This window comes from Gemmatimonadales bacterium (assembly GCA_041390145.1).
GTDB lineage: Bacteria > Gemmatimonadota > Gemmatimonadetes > Gemmatimonadales > GWC2-71-9 > SPDF01.
Genome location: JAWKQM010000006.1, coordinates 87,004 through 112,588 on the forward strand (window position 1 = coordinate 87,004; position 25,585 = coordinate 112,588).

Genomic DNA, 25,585 nt, shown 5'->3' on the forward strand with positions numbered 1-25,585 from the left:
GATGTCGCTCGTCAATTTCACGACGCGGGAAATCACCTGCAAGATCGTCTACTACGGGCCGGGACGGTCGGGCAAGACGACCAACCTGCAGTACATCTATGGGCGGGTACCGGAGGGGCGGCGCGGCCGGATGGTGTCCCTCGCGACCCAGTCCGACCGGACCCTCTTCTTCGATTTCCTTCCGATCGACCTCGGCAGCATCAGCGGGTTCACCACCAGGTTCCAGTTGTACACCGTTCCCGGGCAGGTCTACTACAACGCGACCCGCAAGCTGGTGCTGCAGGGTGCTGACGGCGTGGTGTTTGTCGGCGACAGCCAGGCGCGGCGGTACGACGACAACGTCGAGAGCCTCCAGAACCTGCAGGAAAACCTCCTGGCGCAGGGCGTGGACATCCGGCAGTTGCCCGTGGTCTTCCAGTACAACAAGCAGGACCTTCCCCGCGACCTGATCCTCAGCCCCGACGAGCTCGACGACGCCCTCAACTTCCGCGGCGTCCGCAGCTTCGGGGCCGACTGCCTGCACGGACACGGGGTGTTCGAGACGCTGAAGGGAATCTCCGAGCTGGTGCTCCAGCGCCTGGCGGCGGGGAACACGGCCGCATGACCACCCAGCTGAGCCCCCAGCTGCGCTTCGACGGCTTCGTCGTGGGCGCCGCGAACCGCCTCGCGGCCACGGCGGCCCGCGCCGTCGCGGAATCACCAGGCACCGGCTACAACCCCCTCTTCATCTACGCCCGCCCCGGCCTCGGGAAGACCCACCTCCTGATGGCGATCGGGCACGCAGCCCAGGCCATCAACCCCGCGTTGAGCGTGGAGTACGTGACGCTGGACGACTTCGTCGAGGCCTTCCACACGGCGGTCGGCGCGGGGCAGGGCGACGCCTACCGCCGTCGCTTTGCCGATGCGGACATCCTGCTTCTCGATGACGTGCAGTTCGTCGCGCATCGCCGCGAGACGCAGGCGGAGCTGCTCCGCCTCGTCGACCAGATGCAGGCCACCGGCCGGCAGATCGTCCTGACCAGCGACCGTCCCCCCGCGGACATCGAGGCGTTCGACGAGCGGTTGCTCCGTCGGGTGGCGGGCGGGCTGGTGATCGATATCGCGGCGCCCGACTATGAGACCCGTGTGGCCATCCTGCGGCGCAAGGCCGAGGAGCGGCAGGTCACCTTCCTGCCTGGCGTCCTCGATGCGGTCGCCTCGCTGGCGCTGGAGAGCGTGCGGGAACTGATCGGCGCGCTCAATCGGCTCGTGGCGTTCCAGTCGGTCGGCAACGCGCCCCTCGACGCCGAACAGGCGCGCCTGGTGCTCGGTGTCCGTGCCACGGCCGGGGACATACCCAGCGTCGTGTCGCACGGCGAGGACAGTTCATCCGGCGACGGCGGCGGCGTGGAAACAGCGGAGGCCATGCAGCCGGCGGACGAGTTTGGCGAATTCCTCAGTGAGGTGGCGGAGACGCTCACCCGGCAGGTCGAGGGGTGGCGGCGCCGCGTCGAGGAAGCGGTCGCCCGATGGGAGGGGCAGGGGTATCAGACGGGGCGACTCAAGGGCCTCCTCGACCGCGGGGTGGACGGCGATCCCGCCGAGGCGCTGGCGGGCTTCGTCGCCGATGTGGAGAAGCTTCAGGCATTGCAGGAGGAGGCCGCCGCCCTCGCGGCCGAACTGGGGAGCGACCCCGTCTTCCGGAATCCCGACGCCATCGCGGAGGCGGAAGCCTTCCTGCTCAAAGCGCGCGAGGGCGGGGCGCCCCCGCCGGCGCCCGAGCCGGTCTGGGTGTTCGACGACCTGGTGGAATCGGAGGGCAATCGCGTGGCGCTCCGTTCGGCGCGCGAGGCGGCCGGCCGCCCCGGCGCCGTGTACAACCCGCTGGTCATCGTCGGCGGCGCCGGCGTCGGCAAGACGCACCTCCTGCACGCCGTGGGCAACCTGCTGCAGGTTGTGCCCGGCGCGACGGTCGCCTGCCTCAGCGCCCAGGATTTCTCGGAGGAACTGATCGAGGCGATCGAGCGGGAGCGGATCATGCCGTGGCGCGCGCGCTACCACCGTGTGAGCGCCTTGTTGCTCGATGACGTGCAGTTGCTTGCCAACCGGGAGCGCACCCAGGAGGAGCTCTACCTCCTTTACAACCACCTGGCGGAGCGGGGAGCCCAGCTCGTCTTCACCGCCTCCACTGTTCCGGCGCAGATCGAAGGGTTCGAGGAGCGGCTCGCCAGCCGGATGGGCGGGGGGCTGGTCGTGGAGTTGCCGGCACCGGAGCGGGAGGTGCGGCAGGCCGTCGTCGAACGACTGCTCGGCGCCCGCTACGAGACTGTCGACGCCGAACTGGCGACCTACCTTGCCGGGCGACCAGCGGAGTCGGTCCGGGCGGTCCAGGCGCTGGTGCAGCGGATTGAGGCGGCCGCCGATGCGCGTCACACCGAGCCCGACGTGGCGTTGGCGCGTGAGGTCCTGGAAGGAGCGGCGCCCCGTGCACCGCGTCCCGCCGCAGGGGTGCGCACCAGCGGGGTCGGGGCGGGCGGATTTCGGAGTCCCGAGAAGGGGGTCTGGGAGTGGCCCGATCTCGGCGAGCGCCTGATCGAGGAGTGGCGCTGATGGCCATCAAGGGCAGTCTCAAGGAAGCCAGCCTCCCCGACGTCATCCAGCTGCTGGCCCTCGGCCGGAAGACCGGCTGTCTCGCCGTGGCCGACCGGCAGAACTTCGGCTACACCTATTTCGACGATGGGCGGATCATCTACGCCTCCATCGTCAACCGGCGTGACCGGCTCGGCGACCTGCTGGTCCGGAACGGGCGAATCACCGACGCCCAGCTCCGCGCCGCGGTGGACATGCAGTCGGGGGACCGGGACCGCAAGATCGGCGAGATCCTCGTCGAGCTCGGCCACATCACGCGCGCGGAGCTGGAGGATCACATCCGGGTCCAGGTCGAGGAAGCGGTCTACTACCTGTTCACCTGGAGCAGCGGAACGTTCAACTTCGAGGCGGGGGTGCGGCCGGAACGGGAGGACTTCCTGGTCTCGATCAACCCCGAATCGTTGCTCCTCGAGGGCGCGCGCCGGGTGGACGAGTGGAGCCTCATCGCCAAGAAGATCCCCACCTTCGACATCGTCTTTGAGGTCGACCAGGCGCGGCTGCAGGCGGCCGGTGTCCGGCTCAGCGACGAGCAGGAGGCGATCCTGACGCTCCTCAACGGGCGCAACGATGTGCAGGACGTCATGGATGCCTCCGGGCTGGTGGAGTTCGAGGTGGGCAAGGCCATCTACGGCCTGCTCTCCGCCGGGTTTGTCCGCCGCGTCGGCACCTCCGCCACCCAGCAGTCGGAGCAGGTCAACGACGCGCGCGTCGAGGAACACCGGAATCTCGGCATCGCCTTCTACAAGACGGGGATGTTCGAGGAGGCGGAGCGCGAGTTTCGGCGGGTCTCCGAACTGCGGCCGACGGAAGGAAACGCGCCATTCTACCTCGGGCTGATCGCGCTCCGGCAGGCGCGCTGGGAGGACGCGGTCGAGGCGTTGCGGAGCGCGATCGAGCTCGGCGGGGCGCGACCGGCGGGGCTGCACAACCTGGCGCTCGCGCTCGAACGGGCGGGCCGGCTGACGGAGGCGGAGGCGGCCGGGGCGGAGGCGGTGGCTCGCGCGCCCGAGGATGCCCGCCCGATGCTCCTCTGGGGAGTGATTGCCCTGAAGCGCGAGGATCCGGAGGTGTCGGAGGGACGGTTGGCCAAGGCGCGGGAGCTGCTCGGGGATCGACCGGTACCCCCGCTCTGGTTCTGGGCCGCCGCGCTCGCCGCGGGCTCCGCGGGCGACATGACACGCGCCGTGACCCTCGCGAGGGAAGGGGTCAAGGCATGGCCCCAGCACCCGGTGTTGCGGAACAACCTGGCGATGCTGCTCGAGACGACCGGTGATCTGGTTGAGGCGGAGCGCCTGCTCCGCGCGGCGCTCGCCGACGAGCCGAGCCTCCCGCAATTGTCGAAGAACCTGGGCGACCTGCTGTACCGTGCCGGCCGGTACGACGACGCCCAGGCGGCCTTCGACCGCGCGGCCAAGCTGTCGCCCGACCTGGGTGACGATCTCTACTTCAAGCTCGGCAACCTCGCCTTCCGGCAGCGGGACCGCGACCGCGCGCGCGAGTGCTGGCGCCGGGCCGCCGAACTGAACCCGGGGCACCAGCTGGCGCGGTCGAATCTGGAGATCCTGGACGTGCCGGCATGATCCCGGACGACGAGGCCGGGTTCAGGGCGCTGACGCGCCGGGTGTCACGGGAGGCGGGGCTTACCCTCGACGCCTACAAGGACAAGTGCCTTCGCCGCCGGCTCCTGGTCCGCATGCGGGCCTGCAGCGTGCACACCTATGCGGACTACATGGGTGTGCTCGACCGGACGCCGGAGGAATGGGAAAAGTTGAAGGATGCGCTCACCATCAACGTGACGCGCTTCTACCGGAACGCGGAAACATGGGACCGCCTGCGCACGGACCTCCTTCCGGACCTGCTGCAGGCACGAAACGGGCGGTTGGCGGCCTGGAGCGCGGGGTGTTCTTCCGGGGAGGAACCGTACACCATGGCCATGCTGTGCGCGGAGGCGGCCTCGGCAGCCGGGCATCCCTCGTGGACCGAGCGGGTGCGGATCACGGCCACCGACATCGACCGCGCCAGCCTCGAGCGCGCCAAGGCGGGCCTCTACCCGCAGGCGGCGTTTCTCGAGGCACCGGCGTGGATCACGGAGAAGTACTGCACCGCGGCCGGGGAGTGCTGGCAGGTCAGCGACGCGGTGCGCAGGATGGTGACGGTCCGTCGGCTGGATCTGACGCGCGAGGTCATCCCCGCGGCGTCGTACGACCTGATCTTCTGCCGCAACGTGGTCATCTATTTCGATCGTCCGACGCAGGAGCGGCTCTTCGCGCAATTTGCCGAGGCGCTCCATCCAGGCGGCATTCTCGTGCTCGGCAAGGTCGAAACGCTTCTGGGTGTCGCCCGGGAGCGGTTGACCCTGGTCGACGCCCGTGAGCGAATCTTCCGGAGGGCGGCATGAGCGCGGGCGAAATTCTGATCCACGTCGCGGAGTACAAGACGGGCGGCAGTGGCGACGTCCTCCTGACCGTGGGGCTGGGGAGTTGTGTCGCGGTGATGCTCCACGACGCCAAGGCGAAGGTCGGCGGCATGGCCCATATCCTTCTGCCTTCGCCCACGGCCAGCCGGCGGGACCAGAACCCGGGCAAGTTTCCGCAGACCGCGATTCCGCTCCTGCTCCAGGAGATGGTGGGGCGCGGGGCGCGGGCCGGGCACATCACCGCCCGGATCGCCGGCGGGGCGTCGATGTTCGCCAACCTGCAGCCGTCGGGGACGATTCAGATGGGCGAGCGCAACGTTGTGGCGGTGCGGACGGCGCTGACCCATCACGGAATTCCCCTGGTCGGCAGCGAAGTGGGCGGTGACTTCGGCCGGACGGTCCGGCTCTTCGTGGACGACGGGAGGATCGAGGTGTCCACCGTGCGCATGGGCGTGACACATCTCTAGCCTGCCGACGGTGCTCGTGGCGGACGACAGCGCCCTGATCCGTCGCCTCCTCACGGAGATCATCGACGGGTCGGGGGAGTTCCGTGTCGTGACCACGGCGCGCAACGGCGTCGATGCGCTCCGCAAAGTGCACGAGTATCAGCCTGATCTGGTGACGATGGATCTCGAGATGCCGGAACTCGACGGGCTCGGTGCCATCGGCTACCTCATGTCCGAGTCTCCGCGGCCGGTGGTGGTCGTCAGCTCGTATGCGGGTCCCGGTACGGCCGGCGCGATCCGCGCCCTCGAGCTGGGCGCGGTGGAACTGGTGGCGAAGGAGGCGGGGCGGGACGAGGCATCGCGCGACCGCTTTGGGGCGCGTGTCCTCGAGGCGCTCCGGGCGGCGCGCGTGGCCGACATCCATCGATTGCCGATGCTCGCCCGGCCCAATCGACCCGAGCTTCCCGCCGGCCTCTTCGCGCTGCCGGGGCGGGCACGCTTCTGCGTGGCCATTGCGGCGTCGACCGGCGGCCCGCGCGCACTCGCGGAGGTGGTTCCCCGGATCAGCCGCGGCCACCATGCGGCGGTCGTGATCGTGCAGCATATGCCGCCCCGCTTCACCCGGAGCCTGGCGGAACGCCTGTCGGGGCAGAGCGAGCTGACGGTCGTCGAGGCGGAACATGGGGCGCCCCTGCTCTCGGACACCGCCTACATCGCACCGGGGGATTATCATATGCGGGTGACGGGGGGAACCGACGGGCTCGCGCTCGCGCTCGACCAGGAGCCGCCGCTCTGGGGCGTGCGTCCCGCGGCCGATCCCCTCTTTCGCTCGGTGGCGCAGATCTTTGCCAATCGGGCCATCGGGGTTGTCCTGACCGGGCTCGGCCGCGATGGCGCGGAGGGGTTGCGCCAGATCCACGACGCCGGCGGGACGGGCATTGCGCAGGACAAGGAAAGTTCGACGATCTTCGGCATGCCCAAGGAAGCGCAGGCGGCCGGCGGCGCCGACCTCGTCCTTCCCGTGTCGGATGTCGGGGCGCGCGTCTCGGCGCTGTTGCTGCGGATGAACGCGGTATGAACGCGACCGGCTCCTGCCAGTACCTGCTCGTCCAGGTCGGCGGCAGGGACATCGGCCTCGATGTGGCCGAGGTGCTCGAAGTGGTGGACCTTGCCGCGACCTTTCCGGTGCCCACTCACGATGCCGCCGTGCGCGGGGTCGTCGCCGTGCGAGAGCGGCTGGTCCCGGTGGTGAACCTCGCGACGGTGCTCTGGGGCGGGGAGTGCCCGGCGACGGTGGGAGCGGTCGGCGTGCTCGCACGCGCCGGGCGGCAGCGGATTTGCCTCGAGGTGGACGGGGCGGAGGCGGTGCTCGCCGAGGAAGTGGTGCCGGTGCCGGCGGGGCAGTCGCTCCCCTGGGCGCTGGGGGTGGCGCGCCGCGACGGCGCGCTGGTACCGATACTTGACCTCAAAGCCCTGGGAGCACGGCTCCTGGGCGGGAAGAGCGGTCCATGACGACCGGCGATGACATTCAGGTGGTGATCTTCCAGGGTGGGACGCAGGAGTTCGCCCTCGAGATCTCCCAGGTGGACCGGATCCTCAGGTACCAGGCGCCCTCTCCGGTGCCGAGCGCACCGGATTTCCTCGAAGGGGTGCTTCCCTACGGCGGGGGGGTGGTGCCGGTGGTCGACCTGCGAAAGCGGCTCGAGTTGCCGGCCACCCAGGTCGAGGAAACCCGCGTGATGATCGTGACCATGGACGGCCAGCGTGTCGGCATGGTGGTCGACGGCGTCCGCGAGGTGCTCCGCGTCGACAGCCGCCGGATCGCGCCGTCCCCGCCAATGGTGCGCGGGCTGGCGGCCAAGTACATCCTCGGCGTGCTGACGCTGGAAGACCGCACCGTGATCCTGCTCCAGGCCGGGCGCCTCTTCAGCAGCGAGGAACGCCTGCAGCTCGAGGCTGCCGCCACGTGACCGAGGCATGGCTCACCGGCCTGCGCGACGAGTACGCCGCGCTCGCGGCCCGGCTCGACACGATGCCGGTCGGTCCCGAGCGACAGGCGGTCAAGCGCGATATCGTGGCGTACTTCAAGCGCGTCGACGGCGCCCTCGGTGAGCTGGGAGCGCTGAAGGAAGAGATTCGCACTCTGGTCGAGCGATACAAGCAGCTTGCGGCGGATGCCGACGGCGTCGCCGCACCCCAGTTTTCCGGGGCGCGCCCGGTGCTGCAGGCGGATCATCTCGGCGCCTCGACCTTCATCGAGAAGGGCTGGAGCCTGATTTCGCTCGGTGATTTTGCCGGGGCAATCCAGGCGCTCGACAAGGCGCTGGCCCTCTCGCCCGAGGACATCCAGGCGCTCTCGCTCCTGGGCTGGGCGCAGATGCTGGCGGAGGAATATGACGAGGCGCTCGGCACCTTCTCCAAGGTCCTGATGCGCGAACCTGCCAACGCGCTGGCCCGGATCAACGTCGGGTATATCTGCCTGAAGAAGGGGATTTTCGGCGAGGCGATCGAGCACCTCTCGCGCGCGATCCGGCTCGACAACGACCGCAAGGCGACGCTCTACGCGCATTTCTACCTCGGGCTGGTGTACCAGGAGCGGGAGATGTACGAGGATGCCGAGGCGTTCTTCCGCAAGGCGCTGACCCTCGGCCCCAACCTGATCGAGGCGTACTACGAACTCGGACGGTCCCTCTGGTTCCTGGAGCGGCAGGACGACGCGCGCCAGGCGTGGACCGAGGGGCACAAGGCCAACAAGTTCAATCCCTGGGGCAAGCGGTGCCGCGAACTGCTCGACGCGGTCGCCGCTGGCGGAGATATCCCGCGACGTACGCCAGCCTGATTCTCGCATTCGCGCTCCTGCTGCAAGGTCAGCCTACGGCGGTCACCGTCGGCCGGGTCACCGCCGTGGCGTGGCCGGGGCAGGAAGCCCTCGCCATCGGGCTCGCGGAGATCGCCGATCAGCCGGGTCCGTGGCCGGGACTTGGTGCCAGGGATCTCGGGGAGATCCGGCTGGTGATCACCCCCGACTCCCAATCGTTTCGGGACTTCACCCGTGGGCGGCTGCCGGGGTGGGGCGCCGGAGCGGCCTTTCCCGGCGGGCGGACCATCGTCTTGCGTGCCGACGCGGGGGACCTGATGGGCACGCTGCGCCACGAGTTGGCGCACCTGGCGTTGCATCAGGCCATCCGGGGCAGGGTGCCGCTCTGGTTCGACGAAGGCTACGCGACGATGGCGAGCGGGCAGTGGGATCTCTTCGACCGGCTCGGGTTGAATCTGGCCGTGGCACGCGGACAGGTCCCGGGATTGCGGGCGCTCGACGGGGAACTGCGCGCCTCCGCCCAGTCCGCCGATGCGGCCTACGCCCTGGCCGCGACGGCCGTGCTGGAGCTGGCCCGGAGAAATCCGACCGGCTCGCTGGAGCCGCTGTTCCAGCAGTTGGCCAACGGCGTCGGGTTTGAGGATGCGGTCATCGCCACGACCGGGTTGACGCTCGACCGGTTCGACGAGGCGTGGCGGAAGAGTGTCCGGACGCGGTTCGGACTGGCCACCTGGATGGTGGGCACGGGGATCTGGCTCGCCATGGCGCTGCTGGTCCTGCTCGGGTACGATGTGCGACGCCGGCGAGACCGCCCCCGTCGCGCGGCACTCGACGCCGGATGGTCCTACCCGCCGGAGGAGCCGATTCCCGGACCGGCGCGCCCGATCGATCCGTCCGTCCAGCCGTCGCCGGAACTGACCTCAAATGAGGCCACTCCGCTTGACCATCACCGCTCACCCGGCTAGCGTTCATCGCTTATGTCTCAATCTTCTAAGCCGACCAAGGTACGTGCTATCCCGCTGGGGCCTCGAAACTTGGCCCTGCTCGGTGCCGGCGCCGTGTCGTTGCTGGCGGGATACTTGCTCCTGTCATCAGGGAGCACCAGTCTCGCGGCCGTGTTGCTGGTCCTGGGATATTGCGTCCTACTCCCATTGGGGATCGCGCTCTAGCTCCGGTCCACGCTGGCAGCCGGGCGAATAGCTCAGCTGGTTAGAGCGCCTGCCTTACACGCAGGATGTCGGGGGTTCGAATCCCTCTTCGCCCATTGGCCGGGAGGCGCATTCTTCCGACCGCATCGTTTCCGCCGTCTGTCCTGAATTCTCTGGAGGCCGCAGGAATGCGCCTGAATCGACTCGCCCCGCTCGCCGCGATTGCCGTCCTGATCGCCCCCACGGCCCAGGCCCAGATTCCTTCCGGCGCCCGGCGCCTCGGTGCCCCCGTGGCCGCCGCGCCCAAGCTGATGGTCGCGACGCCATTTGCGTTCGTGGAAGGGGACTCCGCGCTCGCCGTGGACATCGGCAACGCGATGCGGAAGCGTATGGAGCGGGTTGCCGGCTCGACCTATCGGGTCGTTCCACTTGAGCAGATGCAGTCCGCGCTGGTTCAGTACGGGTATCCGGCCGACGCCATCCTGTCACCGGTCGTCGCCCGCGTCCTCGCGCTCCAGCTGCAGGCCCGTGTCCTCCTGACTTCCGCCCTGAGCAAGAACGAGACGGGTGTCTACGCGGTGACCGCGCGCCTGGCGGGTGTCAACGACGACGCCGGGAACGTCGTGGTCCTCCGGCAGGCGCCGGGACAGTCCAGCAAGGACTTCGGCGAGGCCATTGCCGACGCCTTCTCGCCGGCGGTCAAGTCGGCCGACCAGGCCAAGCAGTGCGTGGATGACCGCGCGACCAAGCCGGACAAGGCCGCCGAGGCGGCGCGGAAGGCCATCGGGATCCTGCCGACCAACGGCCTGGCGCAGTATTGCCTCGCCATGCTGGCCCAGGACCGCAAGGCGCCAGCGTCGGAAGTCATCGCGAGCCTGCGTGAGTCCGTCAAGGGAGACCCGCAGAGCCTGCCCGCCTGGACGGCGCTGGCCAAGGAGTACGAGGCCGAGGGTGACAGCTCCGCCGTCATCGACGCCTTCCAGCGCATGCTTCTCGCGGCGCCGACCAACCAGCCGCTCCGCGAAGCGGCCTTCAAGCTCTTCCTGCAATACGGCCGTCCCGACGCGGCGGTCGACGTCGCCAAGGAAGGCCTCCGGCTTGACCCGTCGAACGCCGACCTCTGGGACCTCCTGAGCAACGCCTATGCGACCGCGGGCGACTACGGTCAGGCCATCGGGGCGCTGGAACATGTGTACACCGAGGCGCCGGACCGGGCTGATTCCACCTACTTCCTGAAGGTCACCGTCTTCGCCGCGGTCCAGCCGGATACCGCCGCGCTGCTCAAGTGGTCGCGGCTTGGCGTGGACAAGTATCCGGACAACGCGACGCTGCTCGGGCAGCTGGTCACCGCCTACAGCCTCGCCGGCCCGACGGACAGCCTGGTGGCGGTTACCAGCCGGCTGATGGCCATCGACCCGACGGCGATCGGTCCGGCCCTCGAGGCTGCCAAGGCGCTCGCCGCGCAGGGCAAGATGGCGGAGGCGCTGATCTTCGCCGACTTCGTCATCCAGAACGGTGACGACCAGTCCAAGGAGGCCGCCGCCGCGGTGCTGACCAACGGTGCGCTGCCGCTGCTGCAGGCGGAATCGAAGAACCTGCCGCTCGCCGCCGATGTCCTGCGGCGTGCCGTCTCCGCCGCGAATCCCACCGGCCCGGTCGCGCCCACCGCCAATTATGTCCTTGGCCTGGCGACCTTCCTCCAGATTCCCGACGTCGACAAGGACGCGGAGTTCAACAAGTCCTGCGACCTGGCGCGGCAGGAGGAGGGGCTCCTCACCGAGGCCAAGACCGCCTTCACGCTCGGCAAGTCGGCCAAGCCCGATGATGTCGCCCGCTATCTCGGCTACGTGACGCAGTACGAGCCGCGCGTCGCCTCGATGATCAAGGCGTACTGCAAGTAAGGGCTTCCACCCGGAGCCGCCTCCGGTTATTATGGTGCGCTGTATCGGGGGCTGTAGCTCAGCTTGGTTAGAGTGCCGCACTGTCACTGCGGAGGTCGCGGGTTCGAGCCCCGTCAGCCCCGCTCCCAGAACACCCGGCACCCCGTTCGCCTTGGCGGACGGGGTGTTCGCTTTGGACGCTCCCTCCCAGGACTGCCGGTGACCGACTTCCACCTTCCCGTCCTGCTCGACGCCGTGCTGGAGCTCGCCTCCGGCGCCCGGCGTGCCGTCGACTGCACCCTCGGGGACGGGGGGCACACGGCAGCCTTGCGCGCGGCAGGCATCGAGGTGCTCGGCATCGACCGCGATCCGGAGGCCATCACGCGCGCGCGTGCCCGGCTTGGCAGTGCGGGCGTCCGATTGCTTTCCGCTCCCTACGCCTCTTCCGAAGCGCTCCAGGCCGTCGCCGACTTCCATCCCGATTTCATCCTCCTTGATCTCGGGGTCTCCTCCCGCCAGCTCGATGACGAGGCCCTTGGCTTCACCTTCCGGCGTGGCGCCGCGCTGGACATGCGCATGTCGCGCACCGGTCCGACGGCGGCCGACCTGTTGAACGAGGAGCCTGCGGAAGCGCTCGCCGGGATCTTCAAGGATTTCGGCGACGAGCCCAGGGCCCGGCGGCTCGCCGCCGAGGTGGTCGAGCGCCGATCCCAGGCGCCCTTTGTGACCAGCGACGATTTCGTCAACGCAATCCGGCGGGTGCTCGGCCCGCGTTCCGGGCCGGGCGATTTTGCGCGTCTCTTCCAGGCGGTCCGGATTGCGGTCAACGACGAACTGCCGGGACTGGCGCGCGCGCTCCCCGCGTTGCGGGACAGCTTGACCCCCGGTGGGCGGCTCGCGGTGATCAGTTATCATTCAGGTGAGGATCGGCTGGTCAAGCACGCCTTTCGCGAATGGGCCACGGTCTGCATCTGCCCCGCGATCCAGCCGATCTGCACCTGCCGCGGCCGTGCACTCGGCACGGTGACACCGCGGAAGTCGATCCTCCCGTCCGCCGAGGAGATCGCCGCCAACCCCCGGGCGCGGAGCGCGAGGCTCCGCGTGTTCCAGGTCGCCGATGACGCTTAAGGGCCGCCACTGGGTCATGCTCTGGCTCCTCCTCTTCCTTTTCGTGGCCACAGTCGTCCAGCTGCGGCAGACGGCGAGCATCCGCATGGCCCGGCGTGTGGCCGACCTGCGGCAGGACCGGGCCAACCTCGAAGCCAGGCAGGCAGACTTTGAGCGCCGCATCCGTGACGCCTCCGGGCGCGCCGTCCTCGGCCGCAAGGCGCTGGTGGACCTCGGGCTGCACTTTCCGAAGGATTCCGAGCAGGCACCCCTCCCGCTCCCACCGCTGACGGGAACCCGCTGATGGCGCGCGTGCGGGCCCGGATCGGGCTGATCCAGGTGGTGCTGGTGGCCAGTTTGCTGGTCGTCGTGGGGCGCGCCGCGCAGGTGCAGCTGGTCAAGGGTGGGGAGTATGCGACGGAGGCGGCGCAGAGCCGGACCGAGCTGCGCACACTCGAGGCACGCCGGGGCACGCTGTACGATCGGGGCGGACTGCCGATGGCGGTGACGCAGGAGTTCTACCGGGTGGGGATCGCTCCGAACGAAGTCGACGAGCGTTCGGCCCTGATCCGCGTCGCCTCGCGGCAGCTCGAGGTACCTGCGGCCACCCTGAAGCGCGATTTTGCCCGCAAACCCTACCTCTATTTCTACGGACCATTCACCGCCACCGATGTGGAACCCCTGCGGGCCTTCAAGGGGGTGCACATTGAGGGTGAATTCCTCAGGTTCTACCCATCACAGCGACTCGCAGGCCGGGTCATCGGGCGGGTGGGGCCGGAGGGTGGGTCTGCCTCGGGGCTGGAGCGGGCGCTGGCGCCGCTGATTACCGGGACGCCCGGAGAACAGGTGGTCCTGAAGGATCGGCGCGGCCGGCGCTACGAGTCGCCGGGGCGGCTCCGCAAGGACCCGGTTCCCGGCAACGATGTCGTCCTGACCATCGACGCCGAGCTGCAGGACATTGCCGAGCAGGCGCTGGCAGAGACGATCGCGCAATTTGACGCGCAGGGGGGTGACGTCATCTTCCTCGATCCGCGCACCGGCGAGATCCTCGCGGTGGCCTCCCAGAAGCATGGCGCGCCCGACCTCATGGCCTTCACCGAACCGTTCGAGCCGGGCTCCACCGCCAAGCTCTTTACGGCCGCGGCCCTCCTCTCCCTTGAGCGGGTGGACAGCAGCGACCGGGTGAACAACGAGGGCGGCCACTGGGAGATGGAGCTCTCCAACGGCCGCACGCGGGAGATCAACGACGAACACGCCAAGCCGGGCATGCTCACCCTGGCACAGGCCATCGAGGTGTCGAGCAACGTGGCCATGGCGAAGCTGTCCGATCGGCTCACGCCAGTCGAGCAATACCAGCAGCTGCGCGACTTCGGGTTCGGGGCGCCCACCGGTGTGGAACTGCCCTCCGAATCCCGCGGGATCGTCTACCGGCCGGAACGGTGGCAGCCGGAGTACGACCGGGTGAGCGTCGCGATGGGGTATTACTTCGAGGTGACCGCGCTGCAGCTGGCGGCCGCGTACGCCGCGATTGCCAATGACGGGATCCTGCTCACCCCCACGCTCATCCGCGAGGTCCGCGCCCCCGACGGCACCGTCCTCTACCGGCACCAGCCCGAGCCGGTTCGCCGCGCGGTCTCGCCGGAGGTCGCCGCGCAGCTGCGCGAGTTCCTTCGGGGCGCCAGCGGGAGCGGCGGCACCGGCAGCAGGGCGCAAGTCGGGAGCTACGGAGTGCTCGGGAAGACGGGGACCGCCCGGCGCATCCGAAACGGCAAGTACGTGAACGAGTACGTGGCCTCGTTCGCGTCAATGTTTCCTGCCGAGGATCCGCAACTGGTCGTCGTGGTCAAGATCGACGGGCCGACCAGCGGGCAGTACTATGGCGGCGAGGTTGCCGCGCCGGTCGTCCGGACGATGCTCGAGCAGGCGCTCGCCTCCAAGCGAGTCTCGTTTGACCGGGCCCGGATGCTCGGCGGTCAGGCGGCGGGCGTGGCGGCAGCCTCGCCGGACCAGTCGCGGGCGACGCAGGTCGCCACCTCGCGCGTCATTGTCCCGTGGCCGACCCCGCCTGATTCGGCGGAGGCGAAGCGGGCGACGGTGCCGGTGGTGACCGGCATGAGCGTCCGCGCGGCCGCCCTCGCGCTCCATCGCCGCGGGTTCGAAGTGTCGGCGGCGGGAGCCGGCACGGTACGAGGATCGAGCCCGGCGGCAGGTGCCTCCGTTCGGGTCGGCACCACTGTCCGCCTGCAGGTGGAGTGACGATGGTCGACTGGAATGAACTGATTGCGGCGCTTCGGCGGGAGGGCGTGCTGGTGCACGCGCCAGCCAACGGCGCGATCCTCACCGGACTCGGCATCGACACCCGGACCATTGCCCCCGGACAGCTCTACTGCGCCGTACGGGGAACCACTGCCGACGGGCACGACTATGCCGCGGAGGCCGTGGCGCGCGGTGCGGTGGCGGTCATGGGCGAGCGTCCGATGGACGCGGGGGTGCCCGAGATCCTGGTGACCGACGGCCGGCGTGCCGCGAGCGCCGTGGCGCGCGCGTGGTATGGTGATCCTGCCGCCGCCATGACGCTCGTCGGCATCACCGGCACCAACGGCAAGACCACGACAACCGGCTTGGTGCGGCACCTCTTCAACGCCGACGGGACGGCCGGCAGCATCGGAACGCTGGGCGCCTTCGACGGGGCGGGGGAGCGGGTGCCGTCGACGGCAGGGAGCCTGACCACCCCCGGGCCGGTGGACCTGCACGCGACCTTCGCCAGGTTCCGCGACCGCGGCGTCACCCACATTGCGATGGAGACCTCCTCGCACAGCCTCGACCAGGGGCGGCTCGACGGCCTCAGCTTTGCCGCAGGCGTCTTCACCAACCTGACCCACGAGCACCTGGACTACCATCGCACGATGGAGGCGTATCTCGCCGCCAAGCTGCGACTCAGCGCGCTGCTCGGACCCGCCGGGTACGAGATCGTCAACGCCGACGATCCGGCATGGTCCGCACTGCCGCCGTTCCCGCGGCGCGTCACTTTCGGTGAATTGCCCGACGCCGAGGTGCGGGCCGAAGAGGTGCAGCTCGAGGCGGGCGGCAGCACCTTCCGGCTCACCGGTCGTTTCGGGCGGGCGGACGTCCGCATTCCGCTGATGGGGTCATTCAACGTTTCCAACGCGCTGGCGGCGGCGGCGACGGCGCTGGCGCTCGACCGGCCGCTCGCCGAGGTTGTCGATCGCCTGGCGGCGGCGCCGCAGGTCCCCGGCAGGATGGAACGGCTCGCCGACGCGCCGATGGTGGTCCTCCGCGATTACGCCCACACGCCTGACGCGATGGCGCGTGTGCTCGCGACGCTCCGGCCCCTCACGCCGGGCCGGTTGATCCTCATCTTCGGCTGCGGGGGCGATCGGGACCGGACGAAGCGCCCCGAGATGGCGCGCATTGCGGTGGAGGGGGCGGATCTGGTGGCGATCACGCCGGACAATCCCCGCACCGAAGATCCCGAGCGGATCATGGACGACATGGAGGCGGGGATGGGTGGCGCGCATCACCTCAGGTTCAACGACCGTGAGGTCGCCATCCACCAGGTCCTTGCGGATGCCGGGGCGGGGGACACCGTGCTGCTGGCCGGCAAGGGCCACGAGACGTATCAGCTCATCGGGAAGACCAAGTACCCCTTCGACGAGCGCAGTATCGTACATGCGGCGCTGGACGGCCGGCGATGATCTGGACGAGCGCCGATGTGCGTCGGGCGCTGGGGTTGCCTCCCGGCGAATCCGGCGGTGCACCCTATACCGCCGTCTCGACCGATACGCGGTCTCTCCCCGCCGGCGCGCTGTTCGTCGCCATCGCCGGCGAGCGATTTGACGGGCACGCTCATCTCGACGAAGCGGCGGCGCGAGGCGCGTTGGGGGCCGTGGTTCGCGCCGGCACGCCACCGGTCCCCGGGCTGGTGCTCTTCGAGGTCGCGGATACTGTGGAGGCGCTCGGATGGCTGGCGCGGGCGCGTCGGCGGACCCTGACGGGACCGGTGGTGGCCGTCGCGGGGAGCAACGGCAAGACCAGCACCAAGGAAATGCTGGCGGTTGCGCTTGGCACCCGGTACAAGGTCCACGCGACCCGGGCCAACCTCAATAACCTCATCGGCGTGCCGCTGACCATTCTCGAGGCGCCCGATGACACCGAGGCGCTGGTCATCGAGGCGGGGGCGAGCGTGCCGGGGGAGGTGCCAAGGTATCGTCAGATCATCGAGCCCACGGTGGCCGTGGTCACCAACGTGGCCGCCGAGCACCTCGAGGGCTTCGGGTCGCTGGAGGTCGTCCTCGCCGAGGAAGTCGCGATGGTCGACGGGGCGCCGCTGGCTGTCGTCGGCACGGAGCCGCCCGAGTTGGCTACGCGCGCGCGCGCCCTGGCCCGGCGGGTGGTGACGGCCGGGCTGGGAGGCGCCGAGTTGCGCCCGGAATCGGTGTCGCTCGACTCGGCTGGCCGGGCCACCGTCGTCACCGACCGGGCGCGGTTTACCCTGCCCCTGCCTGGCCGTCACCTCGCGGCCAACGCGATGCTCGCCTGGGCCGTCGCGATTCACCTTGGGCTCGATCCGCTCGCGGTGGCGAGGGCGCTGGAACGGGTGGAGGTTCCGGGCGGCCGGGGGCAGGTCATGGCGTTCGGCAAGCTGACCATCCTCAACGACTGTTACAACGCCAACCCGCTGTCGTTCCGGGCGGCGATCGCCACGGCCCAGGCGATGCGCGCCGGGCGTCGGCTGGTCTTCGTGGCGGGCACCATGCGCGAACTGGGAAGCGAGGCGTCGTCGTGGCACGAGGCGGTGGCCCGCGACCTGGTCGCCCTCAAACCGGAGCTGCTGGCGGCGGTTGGCGACTTCGTCCCGGCGCTGGAGCCCTTCCGCGGGGAGCTTGGCGACCGCCTCGTGGTAGCCGACGACGTGGCCGCGCTCGGCCACCAGCTGGCCCCGCTTCTCGAGGGCACAGAGCTCGTGGTGCTCAAGGCGTCCCGCGGTGTGGCACTTGAGCGTATTATTCCCCTGCTCACCCCGCGAGCAGCCCACGGATCCTGAGGCGCGATGTTCTACTTCTGGCTGGCCCCGCTCGGCAAGCAGTTCATCCTGTTCAACCTGTTCAACTACATCGCCTTTCGCGCCGCCGGCGCCGGGGTGACGGCGCTGGTGCTGTCGTTCATTGTGGGTCCCGCCGTGATCCGGCGGCTCCGGGCCCACAAGATCGGTCAGATCATCCGGGCCGAGGGCCCGGCGAGCCACCAGGGCAAGCGGGGCACGCCCACCATGGGCGGACTGGTCATCATCTTCGCCACCATTCTGCCGACCCTGCTCTGGGCGCGGGTCGACAACCGGATGGTTGTGGTGGCGATGCTCGCGACGCTGTGGATGGGCGCCATCGGGTTCCTGGACGACTACCTGAAGATCGTGCAGGGGAAGTCGCGCGGGCTCGTGGCCAAATGGAAGCTGGCCGGACAGTGCACGTTCGGCCTCGTGCTCGGGCTCTATCTGCTGTTCTTTCCCGTCGTCCCCGTGACCATCATCCCCGCCACCGCCACCACGGTGCCGTTCTTCAAGTACCTCGTGATCAACTTCGCGCCGCTGCTCTTCGTCGGATTCGTGGTGTTTGTCATTACGGCCTGGAGCAACGCCGTCAACCTGACCGACGGCCTCGACGGGCTGGCCACCGGGTTGACCGCCATTGCCGCGGCGACGTTCGCGGCGTTCGCCTATCTCTTCGGCCGGGTGGACTTCACCTCCTACCTCAACCTGATCTACCTGCCGGGCGCCGGGGAACTCGCCGTATTCTGCGCCGCCCTGATGGGCGCGGCGCTCGGGTTTCTCTGGTTCAACGCGCATCCCGCCGAAGTCTTCATGGGTGACACCGGCAGCCTCGCCATCGGCGGCGCGTTCGGAACGGTGGCGATCCTCCTGAAGGCGGAATTTCTCCTGGTGCTGATTGGCGGGGTGTTCGTGGCCGAGGCGGTGTCGGTGACGCTGCAGACGTCCGTGTACAAGTGGTTCAAGCGGACGCGCGGGCGGGAGTACGCCGATGCGCACAAGGTCTTCCGGATGGCGCCGCTGCACCATCACTTCGAGAAGCACAGCTGGGGCGAAACCACGGTGGTCATCCGGTTCTGGATCCTGGGCATCCTCTGTGCGCTGGTGGCGCTGGCCACGCTGAAGGTGCGCTGATGTTCCCGGAGTGGCGCGGCCCCGGGCGCGAAGTGGCCGTGATCGGGCTCGGCAAGAGTGGCGGTGCCGCGGCCAGGCTCCTGCGGCATCATGGAATTGCGGTCTATGCGTCGGACGGGGGGAGCGGGCCAACCCTCGACAGTCAGGCGGCCGTCCTCCGCGCGGCAGGGGTGGAGGTGGAACTCGGCGGCCACGATCTTGAACGGATCGGCCGCGCGGTGGCCGCTGTCGTCTCGCCGGGAGTGCCGCCGGACGCGGCGGCGTTGCGCGTGGCGAGGGAGGCCGGGGTGCCGGTGCTTGCCGAGTCGGAGCTGGGGCTCCGGTGCCTCGCGTCATCGCGGACCCTGGCGATCACCGGCACCAACGGGAAGACGACCACCACCGCCCTCACGGCGCACCTCCTTGTGACGGCCGGCCTCCGGGCGGTGGCGGCAGGCAACATCGGGCAGCCGCTGTCGGCGGTGGCACTTGAGCCCGAACCGCCGGAGTGGATCGCCGCCGAGCTCTCCTCCTTCCAGCTCCACGGCATGCCGAGCCTGGCGCCGACGGCCGGCGTGCTGACCAACCTCTCTCCCGATCACCTCGACCGCTATCCGACGCTGCAGGACTACTACGCCGACAAGGCGCTGCTCTTCCGGAACGCCACGCCCGGCTCGACCTGGATCACGAATGCTGATGATGCGGAGGTGGAGCGGATGGTCGAGGGCGTGCCGGGCCGGCACCAGCAGTTCTCGGTCCGGCGGCCTGCCGACGCCTGGTACGACCGTGAGGCGGGGCAGCTGATGCTGGCCGGCGTCGCGGTCCTGCCACGGAGCGAGCTGATGCTCCTCGGCGATCACAACGTGGCGAACGCGCTGGCGGCCTCGCTGGCGGTCCGGATGGCCGGGGTGCGCCTGGAAGCCGTGGCGGAAGGGCTCCGCTCGTTTCGTGCGCTTCCGCACCGGCTGGAGCCGGTCCGCGAGGTCGGCGGCGTGCTCTGGATCAACGACAGCAAGGCGACAAACATTGCGTCGACGGAGGTGGCGCTCAACGCGCTCGACCGCCCCTACGTGCTGCTGCTCGGCGGGCGCCACAAGGGCGAGTCCTATCAGCGGCTGGCGCCGGTGCTTGCCCCGCGATGCCGCGCCATCGTGGCCTACGGCGAGGCTGCACCGCTGGTGGACGGGGATCTCGGCGGGTCGGTGAAGGTGGTTCGTGCGGGGACGTTTGCCGAGGTGCTGGCCACGGCACGCGGCCTCGCCGAGCCGGGCGACGCGATCCTGCTCTCGCCGGCCTGCTCCAGCTACGACATGTTCCGCAACTATGAAGAGCGCGGCGCCGAGTTCCGGGCGGGGGTGGAGTCGCTGTGAGCGCCCCGGCCGCGCGGCACCCCGGTGAGCTGCGGTGGGAGACCCGCCTCCTGGCGGTGGTCACCGCGACGCTGGTGGTGTTCGGTATCGCCAACGCCTATGGCGCGCTCAGCCTGCAGACGGCGGGCGGCACCGGTGCGGGCTTTGCGATCCGCCAGCTGGTGGGTGCGATGCTGGGCCTGCTGGGGCTGAGCGTGGTTTCCCGGATCGATTACCATCTCTGGCGCCGGTTCGCCTGGCCGTTCTTCTTCGCCACGATCGTGGTGCTGCTGATTGTCCTCCTGCCGGGGACCGAGCGGATTGCCCCCAGGATCAACGGCGCGCGCCGCTGGGTCGATATCGGCCCTCTGAACTTCCAGCCGTCCGAGATTGCCCGCCTTGCCATCATCGTCTGGTGCGCCGCGCTCGCGGCCAAGAAGGGCGTGCAGGTGCGGGACTTCAAGAAGGGCGTGCTCCCGTTCCTGGTCGGGATCGGAGCGATCGCGCTCCTCATTTTTCTCCAGCCAAACCTGACCATGGCAACGCTGGTGACCCTGCTCGGCCTGATTGTCCTCTTCTCGGCAGGCGCCAGAATCGGGCACTTCATCCTGCTCGGGTTCGGCGTGCTGCTGCTCCTCTTCGACAAGATCCAGTCTGCCCAGTATCGGATGGCGCGCTGGACCACCTTCCTCAACCCCGGCGACGCGAAGGATGCGGGGATGCAGATTCACCAGTCCCTCGTCGGCATCGGTTCGGGGCGACTGCTTGGGGTCGGGTTCGGGGAAGGCCAACAGAAGCTCTTCCTGCCGTACGCCTACTCGGACTTCATGTTCAGCACGATCGGGGAGGAGTGGGGGTTTCTGGGCGTCGTGCTGGTAGTGGTCCTCTTCGGCCTCTTCCTCTGGCTCGGCTTTCGAATCGCGCGAAGCGCGCCCGATCCCTTCGGGCAGTTCCTCGCGGTCGGCATCACTGCGATGATTGGCATCACGGCGGTGATGCACATGGCGGTCTCCCTGGCCCTGATGCCGACGACCGGGCTGACCCTTCCCTTCATGTCGTACGGCCGGTCCAGCCTGGTCATCTCACTGGTGAGCACCGGTATCCTGATCAACATCGGGCGCATGCGGGGACGACCCGCACCCAAGCCGGTCGCCGAATGAGCACGGTCCTGATTGCCGGCGGCGGAACGGGCGGACACCTGATGCCGGCCCTCGCGATCGCCGCCGAACTCCGTCGACAGCGGCCCGATCTGGAACCGGTGCTCGTGGGGGCGGAGCGCGGCATCGAGCGTACCCTGCTGCCGACCCGGGATTTCCGGTACGCGCTGCTCCCGGCGGAGCCGCTCTACCGGCGGCAGTGGTGGAAGAACTGGCGCTGGCCGTTCCTGGCGGGGCGGCTCCTCCGCGCCGTCGGCCGGCTTCTCGACAAGGAGCGTCCGCTCGCGGTGCTGGGCACCGGTGGATACGCCTCGGCGCCGGTGGTCTACCTGGCGGCCCGGCGCGGCATCCCGACGGCCATCCAGGAGCAGAACGCGGTCCCCGGCCTCGCCACGAAGCTGGTGAGTCGCCGCGCCCGCCACGTATACCTTGGGGCCCCTGAAGCGGCGCGCCAGTTGGCAAAAGGGAACGCCACCCGGGTCTTCGAGACCGGCAACCCGATCAACCCACCCGATCGTTCACGTAGCGAAGCCGCTCGAGCCCGTTTCGGACTCACGGCCGACCGCCCGGTCGTGCTGGTCACCGGGGGAAGCCAGGGAGCGGTCGCCATCAACGAAGCCACGGCGGGTTGGGTCTCGTCCGGGGGAGCTGCCGGAGTCCAGTTGCTCTGGGCCACGGGAAAGGGCTCGCACGCCCGGTTTGCCGCCGCGCATCGGCCGCCCGGAGTCCAGGTGTTCGACTTTCTCGACCCGATTGCCGATGCGTTCGCCGTGGCGGACCTGGTGGTTGGGAGGGCCGGGATGATGACCTGCGCTGAGATCTGTGCCTGGGGTCTGCCGAGTATCCTCATCCCGCTTCCGACGGCGGCGGCTGACCACCAGACGGGCAACGCGCGGGCGCTGGAGGCATCCGGGGCCGCCATCGTCCTCCTCCAGCGCGACCTGACGCCTGAGTCGCTGGGGGAGGCTGTTTCGGGGCTCATCGGGAACCCGACCCGGATGACCACCATGGCGGGTGCCGCCCAGGCCCGGGGCCGTCCCACAGCCGCCAGCGACATCGTGTCGCATCTTTTGACGCTTCTGGAGTAGCCTCGCTCTTTCGCAACTCTCGATAAGATTTTACATTAGCTCAATTCCAATGGACTTATTCAACCCCTCGGATCCGCGGCCTGTGCACTTCGTCGGCATCGGCGGGGCGGGGATGAGCGCCCTGGCGTTGATCACGCGTCGGCGGGGGGTGCCTGTGACCGGTTGCGACCCGGCTCCGGAAGGCGCTGCCGATGTGGCGGCTCTGGGAGCCAAAATCGCCGACCGACACGATCCTGCCCACGTCGAGGGGGCCCGCGCGGTGGTGTACACCGCGGCGGTCCCTCAGGACCACCCGGAGCTGGTGCGGGCCCGTGAACTCGGGATTCCGGTTGTGCCGCGCAAGGAAGCGCTCGCCGGTCTGGTCGCAGGTGGCACTGTCGTCGGGATTGCGGGGACGCACGGCAAGACGACCACCACGGTGATGACGACCGAGGCACTGGCGGCGGCCGGCCTGGCCCCGACGGGACTGGCAGGCGGACGGGTCGGCCAATGGGGTGGAAACGCCCGGCTCGATGGTAGCTCGCTCTTTGTGGTCGAGGCCGACGAGTACGACAAGGCCTTTCTCGCCCTCCACCCGACGGTGGCGGTCGTAAACAACGTCGAGGCCGACCACCTCGAGTGCTACGGGTCCTTCGACGCGCTCGAGGAGGCGTTCGCCACATTCGCGGCGCGGGCTCGCGTGCGGCTGATCGGCGTCGACGATGCAGGCGCGGCCCGTCTGGCGGCACGGCTCGGGCCGGGGATTCTGAGGTTCGGGGTGGCGGCCGACGCCGAATGTCGCATCTCCGACGTCCGGCAGGAATCATTGCTGACCGTGGCTTCGGTGACGCTGCCGGGGCGGAAGGCCGTGACGCTCCGGTTGCGTGTGCCGGGGCTCCACAACCTCCGGAACGCCACGGCGGCCCTCGGGGTTGTCCATGCGCTCGACGGGCCACTGGAGCCGGCGCTCGAGGCCCTCGCGGAGTTTCCCGGTGTGGGGCGGCGGTTCGAGCGGCTCGGCGATGCGGGCGGCGTGACGCTGGTGGACGACTATGCGCACCACCCGACGGAACTGGCCGCCACGCTTGAGGCTGCGCGCCAGGCGTTTCCAGGTCGACGACTGGTGGCGGTGTTCCAGCCCCACCTCTACAGCCGGACCCAGGCGCACAGCACCGCGATGGGGCAGGCGCTTGCCGGGGCCGACCTGGCGGTGGTTACCGAGATTTATGCCGCGCGGGAGCAGCCAGTGCCCGGCGTGAGCGGTGTGCTGGTGGCCGAGGCGGCCCGGGCTGCAGGCGCAAACGTGCATTTTGCGCCTGACCGGGGGGAGGTCGGCCGGTTGGTGCTGGGACTCCTGGCGCCGGGCGATGTGCTCCTGACCCTCGGGGCGGGCGACATCACCAGGCTCGGGCCCGAGCTGGCAGCCGGGCTGCGGGCCGGATGAGGCGCTGGCTTCGACCGGTGCTCCTGGCCGTCGCTGGTGTCGCGGCCGGCGGGCTCCTCTGGTTTGGCGGCCCGCTCCTCCTGAGGAAGGTCAACTTCTTTCAGGTGCGGAGGGTCGAGCTGGTCGGGGTGAGCGCGGTCAACCCACCGGATCTCGTCGCGGCGCTGAAGATTCCGACCCGGGGCAATCTTTTCGACGATCTCCGCCCGTACCAGCAGCGGGCGCTGGCCTTTCCGGGGATCCGGAGTGCGCAGGTGCATCGGCGCCTCCCGGGGACGCTCGTGGTAGAGGTCACGGAGGCGCGAGCGGTCGCGCTGGCGCCAAAGGACGGGCGCCTCGCCATGATCGGGCGGAACGGGAAGTTCCTGCCGTTCGACCCGGCGGTGTCGGCGCCGGACCTCCCGGTGGTCGACCAGCCCGGCGTGGCGGTTGCCCGGGTGCTCGGGCGCCTGCAGGAACTCGATCCTGAGTTATTTTCGAGGGTGGTCACGGCCTCGCAGGTGAATGGGGACGTGCTGGTGGACTTGGGCGGACACCGACTGTGGTTCCGCCCTGACGTGACAGCGGAGGTTATTCGCGCGGTGATGGCAGCAGAACAGGTACTCGGCCAGCAGGGCCGCGCGTGGGTGGAACTGGACGGCCGATTTGCCGGACAGGTGGTCGTGCGGGGACGGGGACGTCCGGCATGACCGCCTCTCCGCAACGCCTGGTCGCCGCACTCGACCTTGGTTCCACTCGCACCGTCGCCATCGTCGCCGAAGCGACCGGCGACTCCCGGGAGCCGCTGGCCCGAATCCTCGGCGTCGGCATCGAGCGGTCTGCGGGGATGCGTCGGGGCGTCATCCGGGATCTCGAAGAGACGACCCGCGCCATCACCAAGGCCATGGCGGACGCGCAGCGGATGGCTGGCGTCGAGGTCGGTACCGTGTACTGCGGCATCGCCGGCGAACATGTGGCCGGCCGGAGCTCCCACGGGATGGTGTCGGTCACGGGAGATGAGATCCGCACGGGCGACGTGGCGCGCGTCAATGACATGGCCAGCAACGTCTCCTTCGGCCGCGACCACGAACTCCTGCACGCCATTCCGCAGGATTACATCATCGACCAGCAGCCGGGGATCAGCGAGCCCATCGGGATGAGCGGTTCGCGGCTCGAAGCCGAGGTGTACCTGGTCACGGTGCTCTCGAGCGTCTTGCAGAACCTGCGGCGTGCAGTGGAGCGGGCCGGCTTCCATGTGGGAGAGTTCGTGCTCGAACCGCTGGCCGCCTCGCTGGCCGTGCTCACGCCCGACGAACGGGAGCTGGGGTGCGCCATCGTGGAGCTCGGAGGCGGGTCCACCAACGTCTCGATCTTCCAGGGCGGCAAGATTCGCCATACCGCGTCGCTGCTCTGCGCCGGTGGGCATGTGACCGCCGACCTGGTGCACGGCCTGCAGGTGACCCAGCAGGACGCCGAGCGCATCAAGGAGCGGTTCGGCGCCGCCTACGAACCGCTGGTGCCGGAAGACGACGTCATCCAGCTGCCCAGCACGCCGGGTCAGGGGGCGCGGAGCGCGCACCGCCGGGTGCTTGCGCATATAATGCACATGCGGCTGCAGGAAGTGCTGGAATACGCCCTCGACGAGATCACCCGCGCCGGGTACCACCAGCGCCTGCCGGCCGGCGTCATCCTGACCGGCGGCGGCGCGCAGGCCACCGGCATCGTGGAGCTGGGCCGCGAGGTGTTTGCCATGCCGGTGCGGGTCGGCATCCCGCGGCAGGGGCTCACCGGCCTGGCCGACAGCGTGGAATCGCCGCGGATGGTGGTGCCCGCCGGGTTGGCCCTCTATGGCGCACGGCAACTGGCGCTCGGCAGCGGCTTCGGCAGCGGCGGGCGTCGCGGCACCCAGGTTGAGAAGTACCTCGCCCCCGTCAAGCGTTGGCTGCAAGACTTCTTCTGATCAGGTCC

At 69.5% G+C, this 25,585-nt stretch carries 23 protein-coding genes and 2 tRNA genes; all 25 read left to right on the top strand.

Annotated features, from left to right (window positions below):
• Position 1 precedes the first annotated feature (1 nt).
• Positions 2 to 604, top strand: a complete 603-nt coding sequence (locus R2910_06525; protein MEZ4412620.1) for a GTPase domain-containing protein — start codon at positions 2 to 4, stop codon at positions 602 to 604.
• Positions 601 to 2,589, top strand: a complete 1,989-nt coding sequence (locus R2910_06530) for a DnaA/Hda family protein (GenBank protein ID MEZ4412621.1) — start codon at positions 601 to 603, stop codon at positions 2,587 to 2,589. The genes R2910_06525 and R2910_06530 overlap by 4 nt, the downstream gene beginning before the upstream one ends.
• Positions 2,589 to 4,208 carry a tetratricopeptide repeat protein gene (locus R2910_06535; GenBank protein MEZ4412622.1) on the top strand — a complete coding sequence of 540 codons (1,620 nt, stop codon included), beginning with the start codon at positions 2,589 to 2,591 and terminating at the stop codon, positions 4,206 to 4,208. The genes R2910_06530 and R2910_06535 overlap by 1 nt, the downstream gene beginning before the upstream one ends.
• The gene (locus tag R2910_06540) at positions 4,205 to 5,026 is read left to right on the top strand and encodes a protein-glutamate O-methyltransferase CheR (GenBank protein MEZ4412623.1); all 822 of its coding nucleotides are present in this window, start codon (positions 4,205 to 4,207) and stop codon (positions 5,024 to 5,026) included. The genes R2910_06535 and R2910_06540 overlap by 4 nt, the downstream gene beginning before the upstream one ends.
• Positions 5,023 to 5,511 (top strand): chemotaxis protein CheD, encoded by a 489-nt coding sequence (locus R2910_06545; GenBank protein ID MEZ4412624.1) that lies wholly within the window; start codon positions 5,023 to 5,025, stop codon positions 5,509 to 5,511. The genes R2910_06540 and R2910_06545 overlap by 4 nt, the downstream gene beginning before the upstream one ends.
• Before the next feature lie 16 nt (positions 5,512 to 5,527).
• Positions 5,528 to 6,568: a chemotaxis-specific protein-glutamate methyltransferase CheB gene (gene cheB / locus R2910_06550; GenBank protein MEZ4412625.1), complete on the top strand. Its 1,041-nt coding sequence runs from the start codon at positions 5,528 to 5,530 to the stop codon at positions 6,566 to 6,568.
• Positions 6,565 to 7,002 (top strand): chemotaxis protein CheW, encoded by a 438-nt coding sequence (locus R2910_06555; GenBank protein MEZ4412626.1) that lies wholly within the window; start codon positions 6,565 to 6,567, stop codon positions 7,000 to 7,002. The genes cheB and R2910_06555 overlap by 4 nt, the downstream gene beginning before the upstream one ends.
• Positions 6,999 to 7,460 carry a chemotaxis protein CheW gene (locus R2910_06560; protein MEZ4412627.1) on the top strand — a complete coding sequence of 154 codons (462 nt, stop codon included), beginning with the start codon at positions 6,999 to 7,001 and terminating at the stop codon, positions 7,458 to 7,460. Before R2910_06555 ends, R2910_06560 begins: the two co-directional genes overlap by 4 nt.
• Positions 7,457 to 8,329 (top strand): tetratricopeptide repeat protein, encoded by an 873-nt coding sequence (locus tag R2910_06565; GenBank protein ID MEZ4412628.1) that lies wholly within the window; start codon positions 7,457 to 7,459, stop codon positions 8,327 to 8,329. Before R2910_06560 ends, R2910_06565 begins: the two co-directional genes overlap by 4 nt.
• The gene (locus R2910_06570; protein MEZ4412629.1) at positions 8,266 to 9,273 is read left to right on the top strand and encodes a peptidase MA family metallohydrolase; all 1,008 of its coding nucleotides are present in this window, start codon (positions 8,266 to 8,268) and stop codon (positions 9,271 to 9,273) included. Before R2910_06565 ends, R2910_06570 begins: the two co-directional genes overlap by 64 nt.
• A gap of 225 nt (positions 9,274 to 9,498) precedes the next feature.
• Positions 9,499 to 9,572 (top strand) — tRNA-Val (locus tag R2910_06575).
• A gap of 72 nt (positions 9,573 to 9,644) precedes the next feature.
• Positions 9,645 to 11,357 (top strand): hypothetical protein, encoded by a 1,713-nt coding sequence (locus tag R2910_06580; protein MEZ4412630.1) that lies wholly within the window; start codon positions 9,645 to 9,647, stop codon positions 11,355 to 11,357.
• A gap of 47 nt (positions 11,358 to 11,404) precedes the next feature.
• A tRNA-Asp gene (locus R2910_06585) sits at positions 11,405 to 11,479 on the top strand.
• Positions 11,480 to 11,555: 76 nt separating this feature from the next.
• A complete protein-coding gene (rsmH, locus tag R2910_06590) occupies positions 11,556 to 12,464 on the top strand; it encodes a 16S rRNA (cytosine(1402)-N(4))-methyltransferase RsmH (GenBank protein ID MEZ4412631.1) in 909 nt (302 codons plus the stop codon).
• Positions 12,454 to 12,747, top strand: coding sequence for a hypothetical protein (locus R2910_06595; GenBank protein ID MEZ4412632.1), 294 nt, complete (start codon positions 12,454 to 12,456; stop codon positions 12,745 to 12,747). Before rsmH ends, R2910_06595 begins: the two co-directional genes overlap by 11 nt.
• Positions 12,747 to 14,699 carry a penicillin-binding transpeptidase domain-containing protein gene (locus tag R2910_06600; GenBank protein MEZ4412633.1) on the top strand — a complete coding sequence of 651 codons (1,953 nt, stop codon included), beginning with the start codon at positions 12,747 to 12,749 and terminating at the stop codon, positions 14,697 to 14,699. Before R2910_06595 ends, R2910_06600 begins: the two co-directional genes overlap by 1 nt.
• A 2-nt stretch (positions 14,700 to 14,701) precedes the next feature.
• Positions 14,702 to 16,159, top strand: a complete 1,458-nt coding sequence (locus R2910_06605; GenBank protein MEZ4412634.1) for a UDP-N-acetylmuramoyl-L-alanyl-D-glutamate--2,6-diaminopimelate ligase — start codon at positions 14,702 to 14,704, stop codon at positions 16,157 to 16,159.
• A complete protein-coding gene (gene murF / locus R2910_06610) occupies positions 16,156 to 17,508 on the top strand; it encodes a UDP-N-acetylmuramoyl-tripeptide--D-alanyl-D-alanine ligase (GenBank protein MEZ4412635.1) in 1,353 nt (450 codons plus the stop codon). Before R2910_06605 ends, murF begins: the two co-directional genes overlap by 4 nt.
• 6 nt (positions 17,509 to 17,514) lie before the next feature.
• The gene (mraY, locus tag R2910_06615) at positions 17,515 to 18,642 is read left to right on the top strand and encodes a phospho-N-acetylmuramoyl-pentapeptide-transferase (GenBank protein ID MEZ4412636.1); all 1,128 of its coding nucleotides are present in this window, start codon (positions 17,515 to 17,517) and stop codon (positions 18,640 to 18,642) included.
• A complete protein-coding gene (gene murD, locus R2910_06620; GenBank protein ID MEZ4412637.1) occupies positions 18,642 to 19,991 on the top strand; it encodes a UDP-N-acetylmuramoyl-L-alanine--D-glutamate ligase in 1,350 nt (449 codons plus the stop codon). Before mraY ends, murD begins: the two co-directional genes overlap by 1 nt.
• A complete protein-coding gene (locus R2910_06625) occupies positions 19,988 to 21,130 on the top strand; it encodes a putative peptidoglycan glycosyltransferase FtsW (GenBank protein MEZ4412638.1) in 1,143 nt (380 codons plus the stop codon). The genes murD and R2910_06625 overlap by 4 nt, the downstream gene beginning before the upstream one ends.
• Positions 21,127 to 22,215, top strand: coding sequence for an undecaprenyldiphospho-muramoylpentapeptide beta-N-acetylglucosaminyltransferase (gene murG, locus R2910_06630; GenBank protein ID MEZ4412639.1), 1,089 nt, complete (start codon positions 21,127 to 21,129; stop codon positions 22,213 to 22,215). Before R2910_06625 ends, murG begins: the two co-directional genes overlap by 4 nt.
• Before the next feature lie 82 nt (positions 22,216 to 22,297).
• Positions 22,298 to 23,638: a UDP-N-acetylmuramate--L-alanine ligase gene (gene murC / locus R2910_06635; GenBank protein MEZ4412640.1), complete on the top strand. Its 1,341-nt coding sequence runs from the start codon at positions 22,298 to 22,300 to the stop codon at positions 23,636 to 23,638.
• On the top strand, positions 23,635 to 24,327 hold the full coding sequence (locus tag R2910_06640; GenBank protein ID MEZ4412641.1) for an FtsQ-type POTRA domain-containing protein: 693 nt from the start codon (positions 23,635 to 23,637) through the stop codon (positions 24,325 to 24,327). Before murC ends, R2910_06640 begins: the two co-directional genes overlap by 4 nt.
• Entirely contained in the window at positions 24,324 to 25,577 is a 1,254-nt protein-coding gene (gene ftsA / locus R2910_06645; GenBank protein ID MEZ4412642.1) for a cell division protein FtsA, read from the top strand. The genes R2910_06640 and ftsA overlap by 4 nt, the downstream gene beginning before the upstream one ends.
• The last annotated feature ends 8 nt before the right edge of the window (positions 25,578 to 25,585 follow it).